This is a genomic window from Sphingomonas ginsenosidivorax (assembly GCF_007995065.1).
Taxonomy (GTDB): domain Bacteria; phylum Pseudomonadota; class Alphaproteobacteria; order Sphingomonadales; family Sphingomonadaceae; genus Sphingomonas; species Sphingomonas ginsenosidivorax.
In genome coordinates, this window is sequence record NZ_VOQR01000001.1 from 3,543,402 (window position 1) to 3,558,967 (window position 15,566).

Annotated in this window: 13 protein-coding genes and 1 tRNA gene; 5 read left to right on the top strand and 9 right to left on the bottom strand. The window is 69.0% G+C overall.

Annotated elements, in window-relative coordinates; genetic code table 11:
- Positions 1–16: 16 nt before the first annotated feature.
- From FSB78_RS16225 to FSB78_RS16235, 3 genes are read right to left on the bottom strand one after another with little or no spacing between them, the layout of a single operon-like run.
- Complete coding sequence (locus tag FSB78_RS16225) at positions 17–3,433, bottom strand: error-prone DNA polymerase (protein ID WP_147083589.1); 3,417 nt, start codon at positions 3,431–3,433, stop codon at positions 17–19.
- Positions 3,430–4,908 carry a Y-family DNA polymerase gene (locus tag FSB78_RS19570; RefSeq protein WP_147084273.1) on the bottom strand — a complete coding sequence of 493 codons (1,479 nt, stop codon included), beginning with the start codon at positions 4,906–4,908 and terminating at the stop codon, positions 3,430–3,432. Before FSB78_RS19570 ends, FSB78_RS16225 begins: the two co-directional genes overlap by 4 nt.
- Positions 4,868–5,644 (bottom strand): hypothetical protein, encoded by a 777-nt coding sequence (locus FSB78_RS16235; RefSeq protein WP_147083590.1) that lies wholly within the window; start codon positions 5,642–5,644, stop codon positions 4,868–4,870. Before FSB78_RS16235 ends, FSB78_RS19570 begins: the two co-directional genes overlap by 41 nt.
- A 138-nt stretch (positions 5,645–5,782) precedes the next feature.
- Here FSB78_RS16235 and FSB78_RS16240 point away from each other — a divergent pair.
- A tRNA-Gly gene (locus FSB78_RS16240) sits at positions 5,783–5,857 on the top strand.
- 175 nt (positions 5,858–6,032) lie between these two features.
- Here the strand turns inward: FSB78_RS16240 and FSB78_RS16245 are convergent.
- Genes FSB78_RS16245 through FSB78_RS16255 form a run of 3 tightly spaced genes read right to left on the bottom strand, consistent with a single transcriptional unit; the run spans position 6,033 to position 7,649 of the window.
- Positions 6,033–6,671 carry a DUF2238 domain-containing protein gene (locus FSB78_RS16245; RefSeq protein WP_479685473.1) on the bottom strand — a complete coding sequence of 213 codons (639 nt, stop codon included), beginning with the start codon at positions 6,669–6,671 and terminating at the stop codon, positions 6,033–6,035.
- The gene (locus tag FSB78_RS16250; RefSeq protein WP_147083592.1) at positions 6,668–7,024 is read right to left on the bottom strand and encodes a GntR family transcriptional regulator; all 357 of its coding nucleotides are present in this window, start codon (positions 7,022–7,024) and stop codon (positions 6,668–6,670) included. Before FSB78_RS16250 ends, FSB78_RS16245 begins: the two co-directional genes overlap by 4 nt.
- Positions 7,025–7,046: 22 nt before the next feature.
- A complete protein-coding gene (locus FSB78_RS16255) occupies positions 7,047–7,649 on the bottom strand; it encodes a nitroreductase family protein (RefSeq protein ID WP_147084274.1) in 603 nt (200 codons plus the stop codon).
- 116 nt (positions 7,650–7,765) lie between these two features.
- Here FSB78_RS16255 and FSB78_RS16260 point away from each other — a divergent pair, with 116 nt between their 5' ends.
- Positions 7,766–9,559: a peptide MFS transporter gene (locus tag FSB78_RS16260; RefSeq protein ID WP_147083593.1), complete on the top strand. Its 1,794-nt coding sequence runs from the start codon at positions 7,766–7,768 to the stop codon at positions 9,557–9,559.
- A 184-nt stretch (positions 9,560–9,743) separates the two neighbouring features.
- Here the strand turns inward: FSB78_RS16260 and FSB78_RS16265 are convergent, their stop codons facing one another.
- On the bottom strand, positions 9,744–10,244 hold the full coding sequence (locus FSB78_RS16265) for an outer membrane protein assembly factor BamE (RefSeq protein ID WP_147083594.1): 501 nt from the start codon (positions 10,242–10,244) through the stop codon (positions 9,744–9,746).
- Positions 10,245–10,380: 136 nt separating this feature from the next.
- Here FSB78_RS16265 and FSB78_RS16270 point away from each other — a divergent pair, with 136 nt between their 5' ends.
- On the top strand, positions 10,381–10,869 hold the full coding sequence (locus FSB78_RS16270) for a ubiquinol-cytochrome C chaperone family protein (protein WP_147083595.1): 489 nt from the start codon (positions 10,381–10,383) through the stop codon (positions 10,867–10,869).
- Positions 10,866–11,387: a YceD family protein gene (locus FSB78_RS16275; RefSeq protein WP_147083596.1), complete on the top strand. Its 522-nt coding sequence runs from the start codon at positions 10,866–10,868 to the stop codon at positions 11,385–11,387. The genes FSB78_RS16270 and FSB78_RS16275 overlap by 4 nt, the downstream gene beginning before the upstream one ends.
- 338 nt (positions 11,388–11,725) lie before the next feature.
- Here FSB78_RS16275 and FSB78_RS16280 read toward each other — a convergent pair whose 3' ends face one another.
- Together FSB78_RS16280 and FSB78_RS16285 are read right to left on the bottom strand one after the other, a co-directional pair.
- Positions 11,726–12,265, bottom strand: coding sequence for a SixA phosphatase family protein (locus tag FSB78_RS16280; RefSeq protein WP_147083597.1), 540 nt, complete (start codon positions 12,263–12,265; stop codon positions 11,726–11,728).
- An 8-nt stretch (positions 12,266–12,273) separates the two neighbouring features.
- The gene (locus FSB78_RS16285; protein ID WP_147083598.1) at positions 12,274–14,988 is read right to left on the bottom strand and encodes an ATP-dependent DNA helicase; all 2,715 of its coding nucleotides are present in this window, start codon (positions 14,986–14,988) and stop codon (positions 12,274–12,276) included.
- 238 nt (positions 14,989–15,226) lie between these two features.
- Between FSB78_RS16285 and FSB78_RS16290 the strand changes: the two genes are divergently transcribed.
- A complete protein-coding gene (locus FSB78_RS16290) occupies positions 15,227–15,526 on the top strand; it encodes a hypothetical protein (protein WP_147083599.1) in 300 nt (99 codons plus the stop codon).
- Positions 15,527–15,566: the final 40 nt, after the last annotated feature.

A 15,566-nucleotide genomic window follows, 5' to 3' on the forward strand; every position in this document is an offset into this window, starting at 1 on the left:
TGGGGCCGGCGGGCTCTTAATGGAAGTCCCGCGACTTTGGCAGCACGCGAACGTTTCGGGGGTGCGAGGCGCGGGGGGCGCCGCATTCGGGGCCGCGAGGCAGGACCGGGCGGATCACCTCGTCGACGCGCGCCAGCGGCGGCGTGAGCGCGTGATCCTCAGACAACAGCCGCAGTATGTCGCTGCGGTCCTGGACGCGCGCGGTCATCAGGTGCGTGACACCTTCCTCGCTGCGCTGGATCACGCCCTCCAGCACCATCAGCCGCGACGCCATAACCGCGCGCCGGTTCGCCTCGAAGTCGCGGGCCCACATCAGGCCATTGGTGACGCCGGTCTCGTCCTCGATCGTGATGAAGATCGCGTTACCCTTGCCGGGGCGCTGGCGGACCAGAACGATCCCGGCCACCTTCGCGCGGCGGCCGTCCCTGGTGGCGTTGGCCTGGGCGGACGACAGGATACCCTCGGCGGCGAAATGCGTGCGCAGGAACGCCATCGGATGGCCTTTGAGCGACAGCCGCGTGGTCTGGTAGTCGGCGGCGACCTCTTCGCTCAGCGGCATCGCGGGCAGGTTCGCATCGGGTTCGGCACCCAGCTCGGGCGCATCCGCGGCGGCGAACAATGCGAGCTGTTTCGGCGGCGTGCGGCGGACGTCCCACAGCGCGTCGCGACGGCTCTTGTCGATCGAGCGGAACGCATCGGCATCGGCGAGCAGGTTCATCGCGCGCTGGGGAAGGTTCGCGCGGCGCGCGAGGTCCTCGATTCCGGTGAAGGGGGCGGCCCTGGCCATCTCGTTCGCCCAGTCCTCGCGGAACCCGTCGACCTGGCGGAAGCCGAGGCGGATGGCCCAGTCGACATCCTGACGACCGGCGGGATTCCAGTGCCGACCGCCGGGCGCGCGGTTGGGGGGGCGGGTCACGCGGGTCGGGCGCCCCGGCGTGACGGGCTCCAGCCTGTTGTTCCAGCCGCTGTGGTTGATGTCGACCGGCTTGGCTTCGACGCCGTGCTCGACCGCGTCGTGGATCAGCTGGGCCGGGGCGTAGAACCCCATCGGTTGCGCGTTCAGGATCGCGCAGCCGAACACCGCAGGGAAAAAGCATTTGAGCCAGGACGAGACATAGACCAGCCGCGCGAAGCTCAGCGCATGGCTCTCGGGAAAACCGTAGGAGCCGAACCCCTCGATCTGGCTGTAGCAGCGCTCGGCGAACGCTTCTTCATAGCCGCGGCGGACCATGCCGCCGACCAGCTTGGCCTTGAAGTCCTCCATGCCACCGACATTGCGGAAGGTGGCCATCGCCTTGCGGAGCTGGTTGGCCTCGTCGGGCGTGAATTCGGCGGCGACGATCGCCAGCTTCATCGCCTGTTCCTGGAACAGCGGCACGCCATAGGTGAAGCGCAGCAGGTCGCGCAGCTCGTTGGGATCGTGCGGCGGACTGGGCGAGGGGAATTCGGGAATCTCCTTGCCCGCACGACGGCGCAGGTAGGGATGCACCATGTCGCCCTCGATCGGTCCGGGGCGGACGATCGCGACCTGGACGACCAGGTCGTAGAATTCGCGGGGCTTGAGCCGCGGCAGCATGTTGATCTGCGCACGACTCTCGACCTGGAACACGCCGACCGAATCACCGTCCTGGAGCATGTGGTAGACGGCATCGTCCTCGCTGTTGGCGATCGTGCCCAGTTCGGGAACGGGATGTCCGACGACGGCCATGAGATCGAACGCCTTGCGGATGCAGGTCAGCATGCCGAGCGCGAGGATATCGACCTTCATGATCTTGAGGTAATCGATATCGTCCTTGTCCCATTCGATGAAGGTGCGACCCTCCATCGCACCGTGGTGAATCGGCACGGTCTCGTCGAGCCGCCCTTCGGTGAGCACGAACCCGCCGACATGCTGCGACAAATGCCGGGGATATTGGAGCAGGCGGCGGGTGAGATCGCACAATTGCGCGATCTGCGGATTGTCCGCCTCGAACCCGCTGTCCTTCAGCCGGTCGTTCTCGAACCGGTCGGAGAAGCTGCCCCATACGGTGCTGGTCAGGCGAGCGGTGACGTCCTCGCTGAGCCCGAGCGCCCGCCCGACTTCCCGCACCGCCGACCGGGGCCGGTAATGGATGACGGTCGCCGCGATCGCCGCGCGGTGCCGGCCATAGCGGTCGTAGATATACTGGATGATCTCCTCGCGCCGCTCATGTTCGAAATCGATGTCGATATCGGGCGGCTCGTCGCGCTCCGACGAGACGAAGCGCGAGAAGAGCAGGTCGTATTTCATCGGATCGACCGATGTCACGCCGAGCAGCCAGCAGACTGCCGAATTGGCGGCGGACCCACGGCCCTGGCACAGGATCGGCGGGTCGAGCGACCGCGCGTGCTTCACGATGTCGTGCACGGTGAGGAAATAATACGCGTAGTTGCGCTCGCGGATCAGCGGCAGTTCCTCGTCGAGCAGCTTGACCAGGCGATCGGGGATGCCGTCCGGAAACTTCTCGCGCGCGGCGGTCCAGCTGAGCTCTTCGAGCCAGGCCTGCGGGTCACGGCCCTCGGGTACGGGCTCGTGGGGATATTCGTAGGAGAGCTGCTCGAGGTCGAAGGTGATGCGATCCAGGAAGCGGATCGTCTCGACAATGGCATCGGGCCGGGCAGCGAACAGCCGGGCCATGTCCTCGGGCGGCTTGATATGCCGCTCGGCATTGGCGGCGAGCATCCTGCCTGCCTTGTGGATGGTCACGCCTTCGCGGATGCAGGTGACGATGTCGTGGAGCGGCTTGTCGTCGTTATGCGCATACAGCGCGTCGGCGGTTGCCAGCATCGGCACGCCCATGCCGTCGGCGAGCCGCGCCAACCGCGCCACCGCACGACGATCGCGGCCGGCGTGCGTCATCGTCACCCCCAACCACACGCGATCCGGCGCGGCGCGCTTCAGCCGAAGCAGCGTGGCGGCAAGGCTCGGATCCGCAAGATCCGGCGGCAACAGGGCGCCACGTCGCGGCGTCGTGGCGCGCGCGCTGCTGTACGGCAGCACGATCAGCAGAAGGTCCTGCAGATGGCGGATCAGGTCCCCCAGCCCGAGAATGCAGTTGCCCTTTTCGGCGCGCAGATTGCCGACCGTCAGCAGGCGGGTCAGCCGGCCCCAGCCGAGCCGCGTCGCCGGATAGGCGACGATGTCGGGCGTTCCGTCGGCGAAGACGAGGCGCGCGCCGACCACGAGCTTGAAAGCGTCGGGCGGGATCACAGGCCCACGCTGTCCGGTGCGCATCTTGGCCAGTTCGAAATGCGCGCGGACGACACCCGACACGGTATTGCGATCGGCGATGCCGATGCCCGCATGTCCGAGCATGGCGGCGGTGGCGACGACGTCGAGTGCCTGACTGGCACCGTCCAGGAACGAATAATTGGTCGCCGCGACCAGCTCGGCGAAACTCACGGGGGGGCTCACGCGAACAGCCCGTGGAGATACCAGCGCGGGTTTTCGCGTTCCGAATACAGCCCGTGGCGGAAGATCCAGAAGCGGCGGCCCTTGCGGTCCTCGACGCGGAAATAGTCGCGGGTCGGGATATCCTCGCGCCGCCACCATTCGCCGGCGATGCGTTCGGGCCCCTCGGCACGCGCGACGTCGTGGACGGTGCGCCGCCAGCGGAAGCGGTGCGGGGGGCCGTCGGGGACTTCGGCCGCCATCGATTCGATCGGCTGCGGCGGATCGAACAGATAGATCGGGCGGAGCGGCGGCTCGCCCTCTTCGGGCGGGACCCACAGCGCAGTCGGCACCGGATCGCTCGCGGGCAGCATCAGTTCGGCCTGTTCGGGAATATGGCTGTCGCGCGATCCGAACCGGCGCACGCGGGTGCGGCCGAGGCGCGTGCCGAGCTGGTCGAGCAGCTGCACCACTTCCCCCTTCTGTGCCTCGCCGCCCTCCAGTTTGAGCTGGCTCGCGTCGAGCCGCTCGGCGAGCGCCACGTCGAGGCGGACCAGGTCGTAGCCAAAGCCGGGGTCGAGCGGGTCGGCGAGGCTGTCGATGCGTTCGCGGAACAGCCGCATTAGCAGCGGCACGTCCCGCGTCGGCGTGCCGGTCTCGACGCGCAGCGACTGGACCAGGCCATCGGCGCGGAACAGCCGCGCTTCCCAGCGGCGACCACCTTCATGGCGTTCGGCGAGCGTCCCCGCGGCTTCGGTTGCGAGGTCGCCGATCACCTCCAGCGCATAGTCGGTGCGCGCGATCGGTTCGGCGAAGCGGCGCTCGACGCCGATCTTCGCGACCGTTCGCCGCGGGATGATCGGGCCCTTCACCTCGCCGCTCAGCCGGCGCACCATCGTCGCCGCCTCGGCGCCGAACCGCGCCGCGATCCCGCTGAGCGGGCGCGCCATGACGTCGCCCACGGTCTTCAACCCGGCGCGCACCAGCGCGGTGGTGGCGTCGTCGTCGAGACCAAGCGCTGCGACCGGCAGCCGCTTCACCGCGCGGCGTTCGTCGGGGGCGGGGGCGCCGGCGAATCGGGCGAGTGCGCGCGCCGCGTCGGGCGTGTCGCCGAACGCGTGGCGCACCAGCAGCCCGCGCCGCGCGAGGCGGTCCTCGAGATCGGCCGCCAGCCGCCGTTCGCCCTCGAACTCGTGCACGCAGCCCGCGATGTCGAGCACCAGTCCGTCGGGCGGATCGAGCGCGACCGACGGCGTATAGCGCTGGCACCCGTCGGCGAGCCGTTCGAGCCAGGCATGGTCGGTATGCGAATCGTGCGGATAGACGTCGAGCTCGGGCACGCGCGCACGGGCATCGGCCAATGTCAGCCCGACGCTCAGCCCAGCGCGCACGGCCTCGCGGTCGAGCGCCTTCAGCCGGATCCCGCCGGCTACGCTCTCCACGAACGCGATCGGCGCCTCAGCCCGTCCGACGAACAGATGCGGGCGCTCGGTCCGCAGCCGCTCCACCGGGAGCCAGGGGAAGACCAGCGCCAGATAGCGCCGCGGGACCGAAGGCCCCGTCTTGGAAAGTTCGCGTGTCACGGTTCCACTCCACGCACCAGCCAAGGCCGGCATGGCCTCCGCGCCGGCGCAACAATTCGACTTGGAAGGCAGGGCCTCCCGGTGCGTCCGCCTCGAGCGCGCGCGACGGCGCCGCGGTCACCCGCCAGCGCGTCGCGGCGGCGCTCGGCACCGGCTCGGCCGCGACTCGCAGCGACAGGATGGTGACGCCCGACGATTCGGCGGCGAGCATCAACCGCCTGGTCGCGGTCAGGTCGAGGCCGGGCGCGCGACCCCAGGATTCGATCAGCAGCGTGCCGAGTCCCGGGCAGCGCGCGGCATCCGCGGCGGCGCGCAGCAATGCGGCCTCGTCCGCCACCAGCACCAGCAGCAGGGTCGATGCGTCGAGCCCGAGCTCGGCCAGTCCGGTCGCATGCAGCCGCCCGCCCTGTCTCTCGCTCGCCTCGGTCCGCAGCCACAGCAAAGGCATCGCATCGGCGGCGAGTGCACAGGCGATCGCGAATCCCGCGCCGCTCGGGCCGTCATCGGCCTCGAACGCGAACACCTCGTGCAATTGCGCGGGCGCTAGGCCCTCGCCGAGCCAGGCCTCGACCGGGCGCGAATCGGCTTGGCGCGGTACCGCAGGGGCGGCAAGGCTGCGCAAATGGGCAAGCAGGGCGGTCGAGTCGGCCATATGTTCTTGTAATGTTCTATGGGTCGAGTCGCCAAGCAGGAAATCTCTGAACTTGGGGGTTGCGGTGTCCTGCATGTCGGGCTAGTGCCGCGCCTCACCCAGCCACTAGCGGATGTCGCTAGCGGGTTAGGCGCCAGAGCGGGCGTAGCTCAGGGGTAGAGCACAACCTTGCCAAGGTTGGGGTCGAGGGTTCGAATCCCTTCGCCCGCTCCAGTTTTCTACAGTTTTGGGTTACGAAAATGGTCGCGCAAGCGGCCATTTTCGTATGTGCGTCCGGTCGGAGGAACGTCGTTTCCGTTCCGATTTCCATACCCGTTCGTGCCGAGCGAAGTCAGGCACTGATCTCCCCCAGAGCGCGCGTGCAGGACAGCTGCCCCTTCGACTGCGCTCAGGGCGAGCGGAAAAAGGGTTCGCTCCGCTGCGCCAATTGCCGGTCGTGGACCCGCGACAGCAGCGCCAGTGCCACGATCGCGCCGACCAGGCACATCAGCATGTCCCATTGGGTGTCCCACGGATCGCCCTGCGTGCCGAGGAATTCGTCCGCGCCCTGTCCGAGCAGCATTGCCGCGCCGAACTCGATCAGTTCGTAGGTCGCGCTGATGGCGAGGCAGCAGGCGATCACCAGGCCGGTCAGCAGCGCACCGCGATGCAGGCCGCCGCGGCGAATCAACAGTTCGCGAATCACGATCGCGGGCACGAACCCCTGCATCAGATGCCCGAACCGGTCATAGGGGTTGCGCGCCAGCCCGAGCAGATGCTGCACGTCGAAGCCGATCGGCACGCGCGCATAGCTGTAGGCGCCGCCCAGCATCAGCACGAGGCCGTGAAACCCGATCAGCAGCATCGCTAGCGTCGTCAAGGGCAGGCGCCGCGCGGTCGCCCACAGGATCGGCAGCGCGACCAGCACGGGCGCGACCTCCATCCACCAGGTCGCGCGATCGAAGGGGTGCCAGCCGGACAGGATCAGTCCGCCGACCCAGATCAGTGTCAGCGTGGCCAGGCCCGCGATCGAACGCCCGCTGGTCAGACCCGCTCGCGGTTCAGCAGGTCGTGCGCGTCGAGCCCGAGCAGGTCGATATGGCTGCGGATGCGCGGCCACTGCACCGTCACGAAGGTTTCGCGCTCGGCGACGCGCAACGCTTCCGCGGCGCCCGGCAGCACGAACATGCCGACGCCGCGGCGGACCTCAACATAGCCGTCGTCCTGGAAGCTCTGATAGGCCTTGGCGACGGTCAGCGGATTGGCCCCGTGCTCGGCCGCGAACGCGCGGACCGAAGGAAGCTGGTCGCCCGCGCGATAGTCGCCACGCAGGATCCCTGCCGCTATTGTTCCCCGCAACCGGATATAGACCGGGCTGTCGTCGCTGCTGAGCGCTGTCATGCTGTCCTAATACAGCAATTGCCTAAAAGGTCGAGTCCTGCTTTGGATCAGCTGTCCAGGTCGAGACCAGCCGTGCCATGTCCGGGCGCGGGCGTTCGTCGAGCGCACGCGACGGTGTGCCAATGAACAGGAAGCCCGCGATCCGTTCGGGCGCCGTGCCGAACGTATCGCGCACCGCGTCGCTGTAGCTCGGCCAGCCGGTCAGCCAGCCGCCCGCGAACCCCTGTGCATGGACCGCGTGGAGCAGGTTCATGCACGCGGCGCCGACCGACAGATCCTGTTCCCACAGCGGGATGTGGCTGTCGGGACGCGGCGAAGCCATCACCACGACCAGGGTCGGCGCCTGGTGCGCGAACTGGTCGAGCGCGTCGATCTCAGTCCGGGACGCCTGCGGGCGCTCGGCGCGATAGGCATCGACAATCACCCGGGAGAGCGCGGCGCGCTGGTCCGCCCCGACGATCACGAAGCGCCACGGGGCGAGTTTGCCGTGATCGGGCGTGCGCGCGGCGATCAGCAGGATCCGCGCCAGCTGGTCGGCATCGGGCCCCGGAGCGACCAGATCGCGCGGCTTGCCCGAGCGGCGGGTGGCGAGCAGCGCGAGCGGGCTGGAGGTGTCGTTGAGCATGTCGGCGCAGATAGGCACGCCGCTGCGATATTTACAGGGCGGGCTTTGCCGCTAGGGTCGCGCGATCATGACGACGCCGCATCCGACGGCGCGTCCAGTGTTTAGGGAGCGTAGAAATGGTGGACACCCCGACCGCGGATACCCCGCGCGAGCCGGATATCACCCATGTGAATCCGGCGGACGGCGGGACCTGGTTCGGCCATCCGCGGCAGCTCGCGCGGCTTTTCACCACAGAGATGTGGGAGCGGTTCGGCTATTACGGCATGCGTGCGCTGCTCACGCTGTATCTCACCAAGCATTTCGTGTTCGGCGACCGCGAGGCGACCGGTCTGTACGGCGGCTATACCGCCTTGGTGTATCTGACGCCGCTGGTCGGCGGCTATCTGGCGGACCAGTATCTCGGGTCGAAGCGCGCGGTGAAGTTCGGCGCGATCATCATGGCGCTGGGCTATCTGCTGCTGTGCTTCGGCGGCGAGACCGCCAAGCCCTATGCGACGATCGCCAACCAGCGCTACGAGATCCAGGTCGAGGACCAGGCAGACAGCGAGGTCCGCTACCTCGTCGACGGCGCGAGCCGGTTGAAGATCAAGGGCAATGACGACGGCACCGTCTCGCTGCTCGGCACCGATGGATCGGTCGCGCGGACGGTCGAAAAGGGCGGGTTCGAGGCCGGTGCGGAGCGCAGCAGCTTCTACGTCACGATCATGCTGCTCGCACTCTGCATGATCTCGGTCGGCAACGGCTTCTTCAAGCCCAACATCTCGACGATGGTCGGCGAGTTGTATGCGCAAGGGGACAAGCGCCGCGATGCGGGGTTCACGATCTTCTACATGGGCATCAACCTGGGCTCGCTGTTCTCGCAGCTGCTGTGCCCGTTCCTCGCGGTCGCATTCGGCTGGTGGGCCGGGTTCGGCCTCGCCGCGATCGGCATGCTGTTCTCGTGGACGCTGATCCAGTTCGATGGCGGCAAGCTGAACGGCTATGGCGAGCCGCCGGTGCGCAGCGGCCCCGACCGCGCGCTCGGCATCTATGCCGCCGCGCTGATCGGCATCCCGCTCTTCTACCTGCTGTTCGTCAACCTGATGAACGCAGAGCCGCCGGTGCCGGGCTCCGGGATCATTGGCTATATTGCGTCGCTGTCGCTGATGGGCAAATTGCTGTTCGGCACGTTCCTCGTCTCGGTACCGGGCATCCTGATCTGGTCGCTGGTCAACGGCGATCGCCGCGAGTTCCAGATGATGCTGGCGGCGATGGTGCTGATCGTGTTCAACGTCGTGTTCTGGACGCTGTTCGAGCAGGCCGGATCGTCGCTGACGCTGTTCGCCGACCGCAACACCGATCTCAGCGTGTTCGGGCTGTTCAGCATCTCGGCAGGGCAGACGCAGTTCTTCAACGCCTTCTTCATCGTCGCGCTGGCGCCGGTGATGTCGATCATGTGGACCAAGCTCGCCGCGCACGGCATGGAACCGTCGATCCCCGTCAAGTTCGGCATCGCGCTGATCGGCGTCGGCGTCGGCTTCCTGTTCCTCGTCTGGGGCGCGAGCATGGTGGGCCCCACGTTCAAGGTCGGGATCTGGTGGCTCGCGGGGCTGTACTTCATCCACTCGTTCGCCGAGCTCTGCATCTCGCCGGTCGGGCTCAGCATGATCACCAAGCTGTCGATCGCGCGCGTCGTCGGGCTGATGATGGGCGTATGGTTCCTGTCGATCTCGGTCGCGCAATATGTCGCGGGCGTCGTCGCGCAGGTGGCGAGCGTCGAGACGGTCGGCGGACAGGTGACCAATCTGAAGGTCAGCCTCGACACCTATGCCGGCGTGTTCTGGACGATCGGGCTGGTTTCGGCCGGGATCGGCGTGGTGCTGCTGCTGGTGTCGCCGCTGATCAAGCGGTGGATGCACGGGGTGCAGTAAGGACGGACGCGGGGCCTGTGGTGCAAACCGCAGGCCCGCACCGATTACCGAGAACCAACGCCTCTATCGTGCGTTCGACATCCGATCCCTTTTCCCCTTTCGGGATCGGTGCCGACTGAGGCCCGGTCGCGCCGATGCGTAGCACGCGGCGCGACCAAACCCGGACACGGGACATAGCGAACTCTTACGGGCGGTTGCGACCGCCGCCGGTGTTGCTGCCGTTGTTGCCGCCGCCCGCGCCCGCTGCGCCGACGGTGCCGATATTGCCGAACAGATCCGCAAAGAACCCGCGCTCCCGGCCCAACGTCGGCGTCTTCTTGCCGTATGGGCTGATCGAGGCGACCTGCTCCATGCCGCTGCGGCGGATCGCGGTCACGGTGCCCTTCGCGTCGAAGCTGATCTGCAGCGTGATCTGCGCGTTGGGGCGCGGGTTGCGGAACGCATAGTTGCGGCTGTCGCGCGCGACATAATACCAGTCGCCTTGGTCGAACTGGCCGGTGATCGTCGGCTTGCCGAGCGTCGCCAGCACCGACTGGCGGTTGTCGACGCCGGGCTGGACCGAGTTGACGAGGTCGACGTCGACGACATAGCCCTGGTGCGAGCGCAGCTGTGCGCAGCCGCCGGTGGCGACCGCCGCGAGCAATGCCACGGCAGCAAGACCCGTACGGGCGGAAAACACGCTCATAATCAACTCCCAGGGCGGGGTACGCGAAACAGGTGTCGCGCGATTGCATCGGCGACCGATCGCCTCGATATGCGAGGATGCGCGGGCAGACAAGCCGCGGGCGGAAAGGCGTGTTGCTTTGGGGTGGTTGGGCAGATTGCTGGGAGAGAAGCGCGACGAGGCGCTACCGCTGTATAATGCGGTGGTGACGCGGGGGCGCGCCGAACACTGGTACCGCGAGGGCGCCGTGCCGGACACGGTCGACGGCCGGTTCGACATGATCGCCACGATCCTCGCGCTGGTGATGCTCCGACTCGAATCCGAGCCCGCCGGTGGCGAACCCGCCGCGCGCCTCGCCGAGCGATTCGTCGACGACATGGACGGCCAGCTGCGCGAATTCGGGATCGGCGACATCATCGTCGGCAAGCATATCGGGCGGATGATGGGGATGCTCGGCGGGCGGCTCGGCGCGTATCGCGACGGGCTCGCGGCGGGCGACATCGACGGCGCGATGATCCGCAACCTGTATCGCGGGGCGGCGCCGTCGCCCGACGCGCTTCGACATGTCCGCGAGTCGCTGCTGCGGTTCCAGGCGGCGCTGGCGGCGACGCCGATGACCAATTTGCTGGTGGGAGATTTGCCGTGAATCCGGAATTCAGTCGTCGCGAACGGCTCGACACGATCGGCGAGCGCGGCCGGACGGTGACGATCGCTGCGGACGCCGACGAGCGCGCCGCGGTCGCCAGGCGCTTCGGCCTGGTCTCGATCGCGCGACTCGAAGCGACGTTGGCGGTGCGGCGCGAGGCGGGGAGCGTGTTCGCGCAAGGGCAGGTCAGCGGCGATGTGGTGCAGGCGTGCTCGGTCACGGGCGAGCCGCTGCCGGTGACGATCGACGAACCCGTCTCCCTGCGCTTCGTCGAGGAATTCGAGACCGAGGCGGACGAGATCGAGCTGTCGGAGGACGTGCTCGACACGATGCTGATCGAAGGCGGCGCGATCGACTTGGGCGAAGCGGCGGCGGAAACGCTGGCGCTCGCGCTCGATCCCTTCCCGCGCGGTCCGAATGCGGCAGACGTACTGGCCGCGGCCGGCGTGGTCGCGGAAGAGGATTTCCAGCCGGCGAATGCGTTTGCGGGGCTGAAGGCGAAGATGGCGGGGAAGTAACTTCGCCGGCGGCAGTATCGTCGTCATCCCGGGCTTGTCCCGGGATCCAGGGTTATCACGCGCAGCATTTGCGGCTCTGGATGCCGGGACGGGCCCGGCATAACGGATTGTGATGGGGTTGGGGCTCGGGACTTGAGCTTGCGGAGTGCAGCGCCCCCCGTTTGCGGGCGCCCCGTCCGGCCCCCGCCGTTCGCCCCCTCTCCCGTTCGCCCACCCCGTTCGCCCCGAGCGAAGTCGAAGGGTCCCCGTTCGGGTCCTGTGCTTCGACTTCGCTCAGCACGAACGGTAAAGGGGGGTGTTGATCGCCACTTGAAACCCTGGACCCCGGGTCGACGGACTCAGTCCGCGTCGGGTCCCAGCGTCGGATCCAGGTCCCGCGGACGGACGAACCGCGTGAAGCGGGCGCGGCCGGTTGCCACGTCGCCCCAGTCGTCGGTCTCGAACTGCAGTTCGGCAAGGCTCGCGGTCGGGTATTTCTGCTCGACCGCGTCGCGCAACGCGTCGACCGCATCGGGGACCAGCATCAGCACGAGATCCTCGAGCCCCGGATTGTGACCGACGAGCAGCGCGCGCTCCACCTCGGCAGGCAGGCCGTGGACGATGTCGAGCAACGTCGCCGACGAGGCGAGGTAGACACGCCGGTCCCAGACCGGGGCCAGCGTGCGGCCATAGCCGGCGACGATCTCGTCGAGCGTCTCGACCACGCGGACCGCCGGCGAGGCGACGACATGATCGAAGTCGAGCGCCAGGCTGCGCATGTGCCGGCCGACCATCGCGGCGGCGCGCTTGCCCTTGCCGTTCAGCGGGCGATCGTAATCGCGTGCGACCGGGTCGTCCCAGCCGGACTTGGCGTGGCGCAGCAGCGTCAGCGTCTTCATGGGCGTCCTCAGGCCGGTTCGCGCATTCCATGCCCCAGGCGCGGGCTCGAGGAAAGCCGTGCCGCGATTCGACTCACCGCTTCGTCCAGGGTCACGCGTGCGATCGGCACGCCCGGCGGGAAGGCGGTGAGCAGCCGCGAGGGCATTGCCGCCGACAGCATCACGAACGCACCCGAATCGTCGGCGCGGCGGATCAGCCGGCCGAACGCCTGCGCGAGCCGCGCGCGGACGATGCGGTCGTCATAGGCCGAGCCGCCGCCCGCCAGCCGCCGCGCGCCGTGCAGCACCGAGGGCTTGGGCCAGGGCACGCCCTCCATCACCACCAGCCGCAGCGAATCGCCGGGCACGTCAACGCCGTCGCGCAGCGCGTCGGTGCCGAGCAGCGACGCCCCCGGATCGTCGCGGAAAATGTCGACGAGCGTGCCGGTGTCGATCGGGTCGACATGCTGTGCGTGCAGCGGCAGGCCCTCGCGCGCCAGCCGATCGGCGATCCGGCCATGGACGCCGCGCAGGCGACGGATCGCGGTGAACAGCCCGAGCGTCCCGCCGCCGCTCGCGACGATCAGCCGCGCATAGGCGTTGGCGAGTGCGGGAATGTCGCCGCGCTTGACGTCGGTGACGATCAGGACCTCGGCCTGCCGGGCATAGTCGAACGGGCTGACCGCCTGGAACCGCGACGCCGGGCGCGCGAGGTGCGGCGCGCCGCTGCGCGCCTCGGCGACCTCCCAGCCTTCCTCGTGCGTGCCGCCGCCGGTCAGCGTCGCCGACGTGACGAGCGCACCGTGCGCGGGCTTCAGGACGATCTCGGCGAACGGGCGGGTCGGGTCGAGCCAGTGCCTGTGCAACCCGATGTCGAACTCGCGACCGTCGCCGCGGTCGACCGCGAGCCAGTCGACGAAATCGGCATCCGCGGGCCCGCCGACGCGCGCGAGCAGCGAAAGCCAGGCCGCCACCGTCTCGGCGCGCCAGCCGATCGACGCGATCGCGCCCTCGACGCGCGCGCGCGCCGGGCCGTCGAGCCAGTCGGGCGCCTCGGCGAGCACCGCCTCGAGCCGCCGGCCGAGCGTGACCAGCGGGCGGACCAAAGTGTCGAGCGCGGCGGCGGCAGCGGCGGCGGCCTCGATCAGCGTCGCGTCGGGTTCGGCGAGCTCGGTCTCGAGGCCATAGCCCGCGTCGCCCGGCTGTTCGGCGCGCGCATATGTGAGGCCGCGGACCGCTGCGAGCAGGGTCTCGATCGGGCCGAACGGCGCGCCTTCGCCGACGCGTTGCAGCCAGCCTTCGCTCGCGAGCGCCCCTGCGGCGGCGACCGCCTCGGCGATCGCGCGCGAGCCGCCCTCGTCGTAGCTCGCGACGTCCGACAGCCGCGCGGCGAGCCCGCGGCGACGCCCGCGCCCGCCCGATTCGGGGCCGAGGATCCAGCGGCGCAGCTCGATCGTCTCGGCGCCGGTGAGCGCGGTCGCGAACATCGAATCGGCGGCGTCGAAGATGTGATGCCCCTCGTCGAACACGTATCGCGTCGGGCGGGTCGCGAGTTCGCGGCCACGCGCGGCGTTGACCATCACCAGCGCATGGTTGGCGATGACGATGTCCGCTTCGGACGAGGCGCGGGCGGCGCGCTCGATGAAGCATTTCTTGTAATGCGGGCAGCCGGCATAGACGCACTCCCCGCGCCGGTCGGTCAGCGCGGTCGAGCCGTTGCGGCGGAACAGCGTGGGCAGCCAACCAGGAAGGTCGCCGCCGACCATGTCGCCGTCCGCGCTGTACGCCGCCCAGCGCGCGACCAGATGCGCGAGGATCGCCGCACGGCCCGCGAACCCGCCCTGCAGCGCATCCTCGAGGTTGAGCAGGCAGAGATAATTCTCGCGGCCCTTGCGCGTCACGACCTTGGCTTTCCGCGTCGCGGCATCGGGATAGAGCCGCGCGGTCTCCTGGCCGAGCTGGCGTTGCAGCGCCTTGGTATAGGTCGAGATCCACACCGCGCCGCCCGCCTTCTCCGCCCAGAGCGACGCGGGCGCGAGATAGCCCAAGGTCTTGCCGATCCCGGTGCCCGCCTCGGCGAGTACGAGATTGGGCGTGTCGCGGACGGCCCTTGGCGCGAACGCGGCGGTGGCGGCGCCGGCATAGGCGCGCTGTCCGGCGCGTTCCTCGGCGCCGTGGCCGGTCAGGTCGACGAGCCGCGTCTCGGCCTCGCCCGGCTCGATCGTGACGGTGCGCGGCGCGGGGCGGGGGGCGTGCTCCTCCCATTCGGGGAGGCGGCTGAACAGCCAGCGTTCGTTGACCGCCGGCTTCTTCAGCCGCTCGGCAACGACCGGTGCCCAGGGCCAGCGCAGGCGGAACAGCGACTGCGCCGCGGTCCACGCGCCCTCGCGCTCGGGCCAGTCGCCGTCGGTGAGGTCGAGCAGCGCTTCCACCGCGCGCAGCAGGAACGGCGCGATCTGCGCGTCGTCGGTCGGCATCGGCAGCCCGGCGACGCGCGCGAGGCCCTTGGGCGTCGGCACCGCGAACTGCGCGGGGCGCAGGAACGCATAGAGTTCGAGCAAGTCGAGCCCGGTCAGCTCGGCATAGCCCAGCCGCTGCCCGATCAGCGGCGCGTTGAGCAGGATGACGGGGGTGTCCGCCGCGATCCGGATCGCCTCGCCGCGCCCGACCGCGCGGGTTTCCTCCCCGGTCGCGATCCAGATGCCGGCATGGCTGGCGTGCAGGGCTGGGTACGGGAGCGGCATGGGCGAGATATCGCGTGTCGGGAACGAAAGGGCAACAGGCGTGTAGTCGGCCGCACTCCATATCCGTCACCCCAGCGCAGGCTGGGGTCTTGCGCGGCGGCGAACCGCGCCTGCGTATGGAGATCCCAGCCTTCGCTGGGATGACGGGGTGGGGCAACCGCCCGGCCCCCGCTGCCCGCGATGCAACCGCCGCCTACCCACACGCGTTGCGCGGGATGATACAACAGGGAGATACTGCATGCGTAACATGTTGATGGCTTTGAGCGCGTTGTCGCTGGCGATTCCGGCAGCGGTGGTGATCCCCGCAAGCAAGGCCGAGGCGCGCAAGGAGTATCGCGGCAAGAACCAGCGCTACCGCGCCAAGCGCTGCCGCTATTCGAGCGGCACGACCGGGCTGGTCGCTGGCGGCGTCGGTGGCGCGGTACTCGGCAATGCGGTCGGCGGCGGACTGCTCGGCACGGTGGCCGGCGGTGCGGCCGGTGCGCTCGGCGGGCGTGCGATCGACCGGTCGATGACCGCGAAGCGCCGCTGCCGCTGATAAAGTGCGCAGGGGTGACGGGAAGTGGCCGAGGCGCTAG